Consider the following 10,892-nt stretch of genomic DNA (forward strand, 5'->3'; position numbering starts at 1 on the left):
GTCGGTCGTCTGGGACAGGGGACGACCGGAAAAAGGCCTACAGGCCGAGGTTCCGGACACCGGCAAAAGCCGGCGAAGCGGCGAGCATCGCCATGGCGGTGAAGACGGAGAGGGCGGTGAGGCGGGCCTTGAGACGCGACATCTGATCAAGCCTTCGTGGTCGGCGGTCGTTTGCGACGACGAGAAGGTGCCATGCCGCTGTCTCGGATTTGTCTAGGTACCGCTGACCGACCGTGAGTCGCGAAGCGTCATCCGGCGCGGGCCCCACGGGTCTCCACGTCGCGGCCGGCGGCCCGCAGAGCCTGCAGGTCACGGCGCACCGTCGCCTCGCTCACCTCGAGCAGCGTGGCGAGATCAGCGGTGGTCGGCGCCCCGTCCTGCTCGGTGATCTGCCGCGCGACGTGCTGGAGCAGCCACTGGCGCCGCTCGATCGGCTCCGCCGGCGCGTCGGGCCCGGGCGAGACGTCGACTTCCACCTCGACCAGTTCGCGCGCGTGGAGGGCCCGCCCTCGCGGCGCCGACCGCGACGCGACGACCATGCGGGTGTGCCCGGGACGGGCCGGCGCCTCCACGGCCTCGAAGATTCGCCGGTGCTCCGGCACGCCCTCCGCCTGCGACCGGTCGGACGCGGAGAGCCCTTCGAGGAGGGTGTCGAGCGCCTGTGCGGCCTCGGCGGCCGCCGCCCCGGCCTCTTCGCTGCGTCCGGCGGCTCGCAGGGCCTCGTGGTGCACCAGCCAGATGAGGTGGGGACGCTCGACCCCGTCGTGCAGCGCGTCGACCGCCGCTGCCGTGGCGGCGACGGCAGCCGTCGCATCGCCGTTCGCCAGCCGGATGCGACCCTCGAGCCCCAGGAGCAATGGCAGGACGTCGAGTAAATCGTGCTGCCGTGCGGAGGCGACCGCCTCGCGAGCCGACGTGAGCGCGGCCTGGCCGTCGCCAGTGGCCAGGAACAGCTCCGCCTCGCGGCGGATCAGTTGCACGTGGCCGATGGCATCCGCCGAGACGTCGGGAAGCGCGAAGGCCGCGTCGAGCTGCTCCTGCGCGGCGTCGATGTCGCCCCGGCGCAGCGCGACGCCGATCAGGGCGTCGCGGCAGCTCGCTTCGAACAGCGGGTCGCCCACCTCCTGGAAGTACCTCAGCGCCGACGACAGCTCGACCGTTGCGCGCTCGTCGTCGCCGAGAACGGCGTGCAGGACGACCCCGAGGTTGAAGCGGACGGCGGCCTCGCCGCGGCGGTCACCGAGTTGCGCGAAGATCTCCGCGGCAGCCTCGTAGCCCGGCAACGCCTGTCCGACCAGGCCGCGGACGTAGTGGGCGTTGGCCTGGTTGAGCAGGTGGATGCCCTCGGCGCGGCGCAGGCCGATGGTGCGGCAGCGCTCGATCGCCTGGCCGTAGAGGTCGGTGGCCTCGGCGGCACGGCCGGTCTCCATCAGGACCGTGCCGAGCACGCCCAGCGCCTGGGCTTCCTCGCGGGTCTCGTCGTGCGCGCGGGCGAGCGAGAGCGCCGCGTCCAGTTCGATCTCGGCCGCGCGGTAGCGCTGCATCTCGCGCAGCACCGATGCCAGCGTGGTGCGGATCTCCACCGCCAGGGCCGGTGCGACCGCGCCGGTGCGAACGGCGCGGACGAACAGCGGGAGCGCGGCACGCCGCTCCCCCGCCCACGCCAGCACACGCGCGAGCGCGAACCGGGCACTCGCCAGCGGCAGGTCCTCCCCCGCGGCGGTGGCCAGCTCGACGGCGCGGCGGGCGTCGGCGCGGGCCTGCTCGGGCGCGCCGAGGTTGGCCGTCAGCAGCGCCCGGCGCTGCAGCGCCTCCAGCTCGCGGCGCGGCGAGCCGTCGGCCAGCGTGATGAGCTCGTCGACCACCGCCTGCTGGCGGTCGCGGTCGCCGAGGACGTCCAGGACCGCCTCGTGGTCGGCCAACAGCTCGAAGCGGGCAGCGACGCTGGCCGGCCGGCGGCGCTGGATTTCGACGGCCCGGGCGTAGTACTCGTCGGCGGTCGCGTAGGCGTGCACGGCAGCGGCGGCGCGGCCGGCCTCGCGCAGGTAGTGGACGGCCTTGCGGGGTTCGTCGGCGTGGCTGAAGTGGTGCGCGAGCCGGTCGAGGGCGTCCGGCTGCTGGTCCTCCAGCGCCTCGCCGACGCGCCGGTGCAGCGTCCGCAGCCGTCGGTCCGGCAACGCGTCCAGGACGACCCGACGTAGCTGCTGGTGGCGCAGCCCGAATCCGTCGTCCACCTCGCAGAGCAGCGCGCGGCGAACGAGCAGGTCGGCGGCGTCGACGACGTCGCCGCGCGGCAGCTCCAGCGCCGTCACCATGGTGTCCAGCGCGGTGCCCTCACCGCCGACGGCGGCCACCTCGACCAGCGCGCGGGCCGGGTCGTCCAGCGGCGCGAGCCGGGCGAGCACGAGGTCGCGGATCGTGGCCGGCAGCGGCAGCGAGGCGACGTCGGGGTCACCGTCGGCGTGCTCGAAACGCAGTTCCGGGGTCTCGGCCAGGGTGCGCAGCGTCTCCACGACGAACAGCGGGTGCCCGCCGGTCTCCTGGTGCAGCCGGGCGGTCAGCACCTCCTCGGCGTCGCGGGCCGTGCCCACCAACCGGACGATGTCGCCGACGGCGTCGAGGTCGAGCGGGCCGAGGACCAGCCGGGCCGGCCGGGCCCGCCGGTCGAGCTCGCGGACCGCGCCCCACACCGCGCTGCGCTCGCGGGCCTCCTCGCCGCGGTAGCCGAGCACGACGGCGAGGTGGTGGCCGCGGGTCTCGGCCGCGAGGTCGCCGATCACCTGCAGCGAGGCCTCGTCCGCCCACTGCAGGTCGTCGACGACCACCAGCAAGGGGTCCAGCGTGGACAGCGCGGTGATCGTGCGCACCAGCGCGTGGCGCAGCCGCTGGGCGGCCTCGTCGCCGCGCACGGACGGGACGGGGACGGCATGCGGTCCCAGCGCACGGGCGACGTTGGGCAGCAGCTGGGCGACGACGCCGAGCCAGACCGGCTCGACCCGGTGGCGCAGCTGCTCGACCCGCAGGGCGGTCAGTGCCGGTTCCAGCAGCTGGCGCACGGCCGTGTAGGGACCGGCGACCTCGGGGCCGCGGCAGACGGTCTGCAGCACCTTGCAGCCGCGCCAGTTGGCGTCGTCGACCACCTCGGCGAGCAGCCGCGTCTTGCCGTAGCCGGCGTCCGCCTCGACTAGCACCGACCCGCCACGGCCGGCGAGGGCCTCCTCGAGGATCCGGACGCCCTCGGCCCGTTCGGCGTCACGGCCCGCCAGCGGCAGGCGGTCCGGGAACGCCGTCGACGGCGCCGGTGCCGCGGGCGCGTCGTCACGGCCGCGTTCCTGCAGGATGCGCTGGTAGAGCTGCTCGGTCGCGGCGGCCGGTTCCGTGCCCAGTTCCTCGGCGAGCACCTCGCGGCAGCGCTCGTACTGGCGCAGCGCGTCGCTGGCGCGCCCGAGCAGCATGCACAGCCGCATGACCTCGCGGTGGGCGTCCTCGCGCAGCGGGTCCTGGTGGGTCAGCCGGCGGGCGTAGACGAGCGCGTCCTCGAAGGCGCCGCTGCTGCGGGCGGCGGCGACCAGCTTGGTGAGGGCGTCGAGGTAGCGCTGCGAGAGCCGCTGCTGTTCCTCGAGGACCCAGTCGTCGTAGTGGCCGGCGAGGAAGTCGCCGCGGTAGAGCTCGACGGCCTGCTCGAGCTCCGGCAGCGCCGTCGCCGCCCGTGCCGGGCCTCCGGAGGCGGCACGGGCGTGGTCGAGGCGGCGTTCGAACTCCTCGACGTCGACCCAGCAGGGCGCGTCGCGGTCCAGCGCGATGGCGTCCGAGGTGGTCTGCAGGTGGTCCCAGCCGCCGGGCAGTTCGCCGAGCGTGTCCTGGATCTGCCACAGCGTGTGGCTCAGGCGCCGACGGGCGCGGGCGGCCGGCAGTTCGGGCCAGAACTGGGCCGCGAGCCGTTCACGCGGGTGGCGGGTGCCCCGGTCGAGCACGAGGTGGGCGAACAGCGACCGGGCCGCTCGCGAGGGCAGCGGGGCCACGGCCTCGCCGTCGCGGCGCAGCTGGAAGCCTCCGAAGAGGAACACCTCCAGCGCGGCCATGCATCACCTCGGTGCGGGCGGGCACAGGCTAACGCACCTCGACCTGTCCCCTGATGGGTAGTACGCCGTCGTCGAGGATCGCGCGACACCGCTCGGAGACCGGCAGGGTGCCGGGGCGGCCGAGGTGGAAGCCTTGGGCGGCGTGGGCACCGAAGTCGCGCCAGGTGGCGAGGTCACTGGCGTGCTCGATGCCTTCGGCGATCAGCTCGGTGCCGGTGTCCTTGGCGAAGCGGATCAGGCAGTCGGCCAGGGCGGTGCGGACGGGGTCGTGGCGCAGGTCCTGGGTCAGGGAGCGGTCGAGCTTGATGACCTCCGGCGCCAGCCGGACGATGTGGCGCAGGCTGGCGAAGCCGGCACCGGCGTCGTCGACGGCCAGCCGCGCGCCGCTGCGGCGCAGGGCGTGCATGGCCGTCTGCACCTCGAGGTAGTCCTCGACGACCGCGTGCTCGGTGATCTCCAGCACGATCGGGCGCCCGGCCCGCTGCACGAGCGCCAGCAGGCGTGGGTCGGGCAGCGTGGTCGGCGAGCAGTTGAGTCCCAAGGTCACGCAGCGTGGCAGCTCGGCGCGGTCGGCCGCCTCGACCGCCTCCTCCATCGCCGCCAGCTCGAGTTCGCGACCGAGACCGGCCTGCTCCGCGAGCCGGAACCACACCTCGGGCGAGCCGGGCAGGTCGACGTGGAAGCGGGTCAGGGCCTCCACGCCCAGCAGCCGGCCGTCGGACAGGGCGTAGATGGGCTGGAAGACCGGATGGAAGGCGCGCTCGTCCAGCAACTGGCGGACCTGCCGGTCGTGGCCGGGCGGGACCGCGGGCACCGGCGCCGTCGCGAGGCGCAGCTCCTGGTCGATGCGCTGCTCTATCGCGGTCTCGTAGGCGCGGCGCATGGCGCGCACCATCGCGCCGGCGGCGGCGCCGATCGCGACGAAGATGATTACGCGCAGCAGCCAGTTCTGCAGCAGCTGGGGTTCGCCGGCGGCGACGTCCATCGGCATGAACGGTCCGCAGAGGATGCCGGCGACCAGCCCGGTCAGCGCGCCGCCGCGCGCGCCGAACACGACCGCAGCGAGGAAGATGGCGAGGTAGAACGCGTGCGGACCCACCATCCGGGTGCCGCCGGTGAGGTAGGTCACCGCCCACGCGACGGCGAGCAGCACGGTGATCGCCGCGACGGCCAAGGGCCCCGGGACGGCCTCCAGCCACCACCGGCCGCCGGCCGGTCGTGGTGCGGGTTCCGTCTTGGGCAAGGGGGCACCTCGGTGTGGGTGAGCGCGTTGGCGCAGGGCGAACCGGCCGGAGTCGGCGGCGGCCCTGAACCTCCACGCTGAGCATGACGTCCAGGTGTCTCACAACTGTCTCGACCACTGTCCGTCACCATCCGTCACCGGGCATGTCGCTCGAATCGGGCAGCCAGAAGCGCGCCGGAGCGCTTCCGCGGAAGCGAGCTGACCGCGGCGCTTCCGCGGCCGCGCCGGGCCGCGACGGGCCGCGACGGGGGTGTCCGGTCGCGTCTACGCGCAAGCGTCGCGCCCGACCGCCACGGGCCGGCAGCCAGACGCGACCGATGCCGCCGGCCGCGACCGATGCCGGCCGGCGCGACGGGGCTGCCTTGTCGCGTCAGCGCGCAAGCGTCGCGCCCGACCGCTGCGCGGCGGCAGCCAGGCGCGACCGATGCCGCCGGCGGGCGCGAGTCGAGTCGCCGGCCGACCAGCCGCAACGAAGCGGGGCCGCCCGGTCGACCCGGGCGACCCCTCGCGCTGTGCGTCTACTGCGACCAGGTGCCGCAGCCGCTGGCCTTGAAGCCGGCGTCCGACTCGCTGATGTCGACGACGGTCGGCGAGTTGCCGTTGGCGATGATGTCGCCGAGCTCGCCCGAGAACCCGGACGTCCGCTCCCAGTAGCACAGGTCGTCGGCGTCGCCGTCAGCCCGGTAGCTGCCCGGGGCGATGTGTTCGCCGACCACGAACGTGCCGTCGCCGAAGTTGGTCGCCGGCGCATCGGGATAGGTCGCCTCGACGGGGAGCCAGTCGCCACAGCCCTGGGTCGAGAAGCCGGCGTCGCCGGCGTCGACGGTCACGATGGACAGCGGGTCGTTGCCGTTGGCGATGATGTCGTCCAGTTCGCCGGAGAAGCCGGCCAGGCGCTCCCAGTAGCACAGCGACGAGCCGGTGCTGCGATAGGTGCCGGCCTCGAGGTCCTCACCGACGCGGTAGGTGCCGTTGCCGAACGCCAGGTCGGTGCCGGCCTCGACGTCGTCCGCGGCTTCCTCCGGCTGCCCGGCCGCCTCGTCGGCGCTGTCACCCTCGCTGTCATCTTCGGCCGCCACGTCGGTGTCGGCCGGCTCGTCGTCCGCGGCCGCGTCAGCGGCGGCCTCGTCCGTGTCCGCGTCACCGGCGTCCGCTGCCTCGGTGTCGGCCTCGTCGGTTCCTGGGGCGTCTGCGCCCGCGCCCGCCGGTGCGGCGGCGTCCTCGCCCCCGTCACTCAGCGCGTTCACGACCCCTAGGACCAGCACCACGATGAGCGCGATGCCCCACCAGCGCTTGAACCAGGGCTTCTTGGCCGTCGGCTCTTCCACCGGGGTCGCCGGCGGTGGGACGGATGGTTGCTGCGTCATGTTCGTTCCTCTTCCTCGGTTCGCACGACGGCATGCGGCCGCCGGGTCGACGACGTCTGCCGACCGTGATCGGTGCCGAGGAGGTGCAGGAGCCGGCCGTGCCCCGGCCGGGTCCCGGTCCCCGTGCGCGCCCGCGCGCGCCTCCTCGATCCGAGGTCACCGTAGGTCCGCCCTGTGACACGACGGTCGTCCGTGGTCCACCCCAGGCCGAACGCCCCGTGGATCGGTGGCCTGGGACCCCGGCGTACCCGGGCACCAGTGGGTACGAACAACGGTGAGCGCGCGACCTCGCCGTCGTGTGCCGGTGTGCACGCAGAAGCAGGAGGTAGACGATGGCCAGGTTCGATGGCCCGGAGGCGACGCCCGGGAACCCACCGGACGTGCTCGACCGCGAGCATCCGCTCGCCGATCCCGAGGCCATCCAGGCGCTGCTGGCCCGGCTGCCCGACGTCGCGGTGCTCGCCTACGACCGGGACCTGCGGTTCACGGCTGCCGGCGGGCCGGGGCTCGAGGCGCAGGGCTGGGACCCGGCGGAGCTGCTCGGGCGACGTCTTGAAGAGCTCGTGAGCCCCAACGACGAACTGGCTGTCCGCTACCGGGCCGCCCTGGCCGGCGAGACGCAGAGCTTCCACTACCACGGCGTGCGGCGCCCCGAGCGCACCAACGCCGTCGACATCGTCCCTCTGCGAGGTGCGGGCGGCGAGGTCATCGGCGGGCTGGTCGTCGCCCGCGACGTCACCGACGAACTCGAACGCATGGCCGCACTGACCCGCAGCGAGCAGCGCCTGCGACAGTTGACCGAGACGGCCGGCGACATGCTCGCGCTGTACGACCTCGACGGCATCTATCTCGAGGTGTCCCCGGCCAGCGAGGAGCTGTTCGGCTGGAGGCCGGAGCAGCTCGTCGGCACGCCCTCGTACGACCTGTTCCATCCCGATGACGTGGCGGCGATCCGCGCCGTCCACGACGCCGTGCTGGCCGGGCCGCGCGGCGGCACGGCGACCTACCGGCTGCGCTGCGCCGACGGCAGCTACCGGTGGGTCGAGGTGCGCGGCCGCACCGTGCCGGACCCGCAGACCGGCGAGCCGGCCGCCATCCAGTGCACCACCCGCGACATCAGCGACCGCCGCGAGGCCGAGGACCGGCTGCAGGAGTCGGAGGCGAGGTTCCGCGCCGCGCTGGCCAACGCGCCCATCGGCATGGCACTGGTCGGGCTCGACGGCCGCTTCCTCGAGGTCAACGACGCGCTGTGCCGCATCGTCGGCCGGGGCACCGAGGAACTGCTCGCCACCGACTTCCAGTCCATCACGCACCCCGACGACCTCGAGGCCGACCTCAGCCTGCTCGAGGAGGTCATCGCGGGGCGGCGCCTGGACTACGAGATGGAGAAGCGCTACCTGCGCGGCGACGGCACGTATGTGCCGTGCGAGCTGCACGTGGCGGTGATCCGCAGCCCCGACGGCCGGCCGACCCACGTCATCGGGCAGGTGGTGGACATCAGCGAACGCAAGGCCGTGGAGTCGCAGCTGCGCGATCTCAACGCCGAACTGCTGCGCAGCAACGGCGAGTTGGAGCGCTTCGCGGTGGTGACCTCACACGACCTGCGCAGCCCGTTGGCGACGCTGCGCGGACTCCTGTCGCACCTGCTCGAATCCGGGGCGGACCTCGATGACGACTCCGTCCGGCAGTTGCTGGACGCCGCGGACGGCCTGACCGCCAAGATGGCCGCGTCCGTGGACGGGCTGCTCTCGCTGGCGCGGGTCGAGCGCGGCCCGCTGGAGCTGCAAACGGTCGACCTCGCTTCGCTGGTGCAGGAGACGACGGTGGCGCTCGAACCCGAGATCCGCGGCGCGGAGGCCGACATCCGCGTGCACGACCTGCCACAGGTCGAGGGCGATCCGCGTTTGCTCGGACTGCTGCTGCAGAACCTGCTCGCCAACGCGCTGAGGATGCGGCACCCGGACCGACCACTGGTGATCGACCTGACCGCCGCTCGGAACGCGACGAGCTGGCAGATCTCGGTCAGCGACACCGGACAGGGGTTCGGTCCCGGGGAACGCGAGGCGCTCTTCGAGCCGTTCGTTCGGGGTGGGAACGGCGGTGCGATCGGGATCGGGTTGGCGACCTGCCGCCGGATCGTGGAGCGCCACGGCGGCTCGTTCTCGGCCGAGGGCGACGGCGAGGGGGCGCGGTTCGTGTTCACCCTGCCGGCGACCTGAGGTCCGCCGGCCGATCCGTCAGGGCGTGTTGGACGTGCTCGGCGGCTGCCGGGCCGAACTCTGGGCGCGCCGTTCGGCCAGGCGGGCCGCCAGGGCGGCAGCCTCCGTGCGGCGCTCCATCTGGAGCTTGTCGAGCAGCCGCGTCGTGTAGTTCTTGACCGTCCGCTCCGCGAGGAAGAGCCGCTCGGCGATCTGCCGGTTGGACAGCCCCTGGCCGATGAGCTCGAACACCCGCCGCTCCTGGTCGGTCAGGGTGGCGACACGCGGATCCTCGTCGACGGTGCCGGTGACCTTGTCGAGCAGCTCCGGGACGGTGTCGGGCGGCAGCAGGGTGCCGCCCTTGGCCAGCAGCGCGACGGTCTCGGCCAGGTCCGCGGCGCGGCTGTCCTTGCCGAGGTAGGCGCCGGCGCCGGCGAGCGCGGCGGACAGCAGCCCGCGCGGGTCCGGGAACGAGGTCAGCAGCAGGCAGGCGGTGTTGGGATGGCTGGCGCGCAGTTCGCGGCACAACTGGATCCCGTCCCCGTCGGGCAGGACCACGTCGAGGATCGCGACGTCGGGGTCGGTCGCGGCCACGACCGTGCGGGCCTCGGCGACCGTCCCGGCCTCGCCGACCACCTCGCAGTCCGTGGCGACGCGCTCGAGCGCACGCCGCAGTCCCTGCCGGACCACCTCGTGGTCGTCGACGATCACGACCGTGTGCGCCATCACCCGTCTCCAGCCGACACCGGGGGCGTCACCCGACGGTGCGGGCCGCCCGGGGGCCGCGGCCCCGCGGATCGGTGCGCCGAGCGGGTCAGCGCGCCGAGCCGGCACGCACGTCTCGGATCACGTCGTCGATCAATGCCTCGAGCCGATCGAGCTCTTCCGCAACCGTGCCATCCCGAACGGTGTTGCGCACGCCGTTCAGCCCCAACGCCACGACGAAAAGGCGCTGTTGGACGCTGTCGAGCAGATCGACGGGTGGGGCGGCTGGATCGCCCGGAGTGCCGGCACCGTTGTTGCGGGGCCAGCTGGCGTCGGGTTCGCGGGGTTGGGCGGGCATGGGCAGGTCACCGTCGGTAGGCGGCCGGGTGGCACGCCGAGGCGGGGGAGGGTGTTGCCAGGAGGTGCAGGGTGGTTGACGACCGCGAGCGTGGCTAGGGACCTTGGTGCTCAGTTCGTCCCGCAACAGCATTGTGGCGCTGCGGGCGCGCGCGTCGACGTCCGATCCGCCGGGGCGACCATTAGTGACCTTGGTGCCTGTCCCCCCGCTCCACCCCATGCTGAGCTAGGCGCGGACATCGATCCGGGGACGAACGCCCATGCAGGCAACTGCGCACGCACCACTGCGGCCCGACGAGGCGACGGAGTTCGCCGATCACGGCGCTGCCCTCGTCGCGCCGCCCCGCGGGGTTGGCAAGGTGGCGGCGGTTGGCTCGGTCGTCGCGGCGCCCGCGCCGGCGACGGTGTGGCCAGGGGCGGACGTGCGTGTCGGGTCCGACCGCCTCGCCGACCGGGATGGTCGCGACGTGGCGGCTGGTGTCGCTGAACCCGACGGCACGGTGCGACCAGACGCTGCTCTGGAGCCGGCGCCGGCGGTCGCGCTGTTGGCGGCCACCGCGCTCGGGCTCGCCTTCACGACCGGGCTGACGCGTGGCAGTGTCACGCTGCTCGGCGACCTGGCCGACGCACAGCCGGCACGGTTGCTGCAGGCCAGTGAGCACGCCCTGCGGATGGGATCGACCTCGTGGGAACCGCGCCGGCTGGCGGCGGACCTGCTGGAGCGTGCCGCGCTGTTCTGCGAACAGCGCACCGGCACGCGGCCGTAGCCGCCGGTCGGCGCCGTTCTACGGGGGGCGGCGCCGACCGGGCTCCGGATGCGGGCGGGGGTCGTGGGCTGTGCGGCGCCGGGCGTGGCCGTCGGTCGTGCCCGGCGCGGTCGTCGAATCGTGGGCGGCGTGGCGGCCGGGCCGCGGACGGGCTGCGGACGGGGCTTCTGTGG

Annotated in this window: 7 protein-coding genes; 2 read left to right on the plus strand and 5 right to left on the minus strand. The window is 73.9% G+C overall.

Annotated elements, in window-relative coordinates; translation table 11 throughout:
* Nucleotides 1-248 precede the first annotated feature (248 nt).
* From ACERM0_RS10885 to ACERM0_RS10895, 3 genes are all read right to left on the minus strand, one after another.
* Complete coding sequence (locus ACERM0_RS10885) at nucleotides 249-4,082, minus strand: BTAD domain-containing putative transcriptional regulator (RefSeq protein ID WP_373678617.1); 3,834 nt, start codon at nucleotides 4,080-4,082, stop codon at nucleotides 249-251.
* A gap of 28 nt (nucleotides 4,083-4,110) precedes the next feature.
* Complete coding sequence (locus ACERM0_RS10890; protein ID WP_373678618.1) at nucleotides 4,111-5,325, minus strand: EAL domain-containing protein; 1,215 nt, start codon at nucleotides 5,323-5,325, stop codon at nucleotides 4,111-4,113.
* A 518-nt stretch (nucleotides 5,326-5,843) separates the two neighbouring features.
* Nucleotides 5,844-6,692, minus strand: a complete 849-nt coding sequence (locus ACERM0_RS10895) for a hypothetical protein (RefSeq protein WP_373678619.1) — start codon at nucleotides 6,690-6,692, stop codon at nucleotides 5,844-5,846.
* Nucleotides 6,693-7,024: 332 nt separating this feature from the next.
* Between ACERM0_RS10895 and ACERM0_RS10900 the strand changes: the two genes are divergently transcribed.
* Nucleotides 7,025-8,911: a PAS domain S-box protein gene (locus ACERM0_RS10900; RefSeq protein ID WP_373678620.1), complete on the plus strand. Its 1,887-nt coding sequence runs from the start codon at nucleotides 7,025-7,027 to the stop codon at nucleotides 8,909-8,911.
* Nucleotides 8,912-8,929: 18 nt separating this feature from the next.
* Here the strand turns inward: ACERM0_RS10900 and ACERM0_RS10905 are convergent, their stop codons facing one another.
* Nucleotides 8,930-9,616: a response regulator transcription factor gene (locus ACERM0_RS10905; protein WP_373678621.1), complete on the minus strand. Its 687-nt coding sequence runs from the start codon at nucleotides 9,614-9,616 to the stop codon at nucleotides 8,930-8,932.
* 88 nt (nucleotides 9,617-9,704) lie between these two features.
* A complete protein-coding gene (locus ACERM0_RS10910; protein WP_373678622.1) occupies nucleotides 9,705-9,953 on the minus strand; it encodes a histidine kinase in 249 nt (82 codons plus the stop codon).
* Between the two features lie 499 nt (nucleotides 9,954-10,452).
* Here ACERM0_RS10910 and ACERM0_RS10915 point away from each other — a divergent pair, with 499 nt between their 5' ends.
* Nucleotides 10,453-10,719, plus strand: a complete 267-nt coding sequence (locus ACERM0_RS10915; protein WP_373678623.1) for a hypothetical protein — start codon at nucleotides 10,453-10,455, stop codon at nucleotides 10,717-10,719.
* Nucleotides 10,720-10,892 lie beyond the last annotated feature (173 nt).

Origin of the sequence: Egicoccus sp. AB-alg2 (assembly GCF_041821065.1) — a bacterium.
Classification (GTDB): domain Bacteria; phylum Actinomycetota; class Nitriliruptoria; order Nitriliruptorales; family Nitriliruptoraceae; genus Egicoccus.

Coding starts and splice junctions, on each gene's coding strand:
- ACERM0_RS10905 (WP_373678621.1), bottom strand. CDS start 9,616: ATGGCGCACACGGTCGTGATCGTCGACGACCACGAGGTGGTCCGGCAG.
- ACERM0_RS10895 (WP_373678619.1), bottom strand. CDS start 6,692: ATGACGCAGCAACCATCCGTCCCACCGCCGGCGACCCCGGTGGAAGAG.
- ACERM0_RS10885 (WP_373678617.1), bottom strand. CDS start 4,082: ATGGCCGCGCTGGAGGTGTTCCTCTTCGGAGGCTTCCAGCTGCGCCGC.
- ACERM0_RS10910 (WP_373678622.1), bottom strand. CDS start 9,953: ATGCCCGCCCAACCCCGCGAACCCGACGCCAGCTGGCCCCGCAACAAC.
- ACERM0_RS10900 (WP_373678620.1), top strand. CDS start 7,025: ATGGCCAGGTTCGATGGCCCGGAGGCGACGCCCGGGAACCCACCGGAC.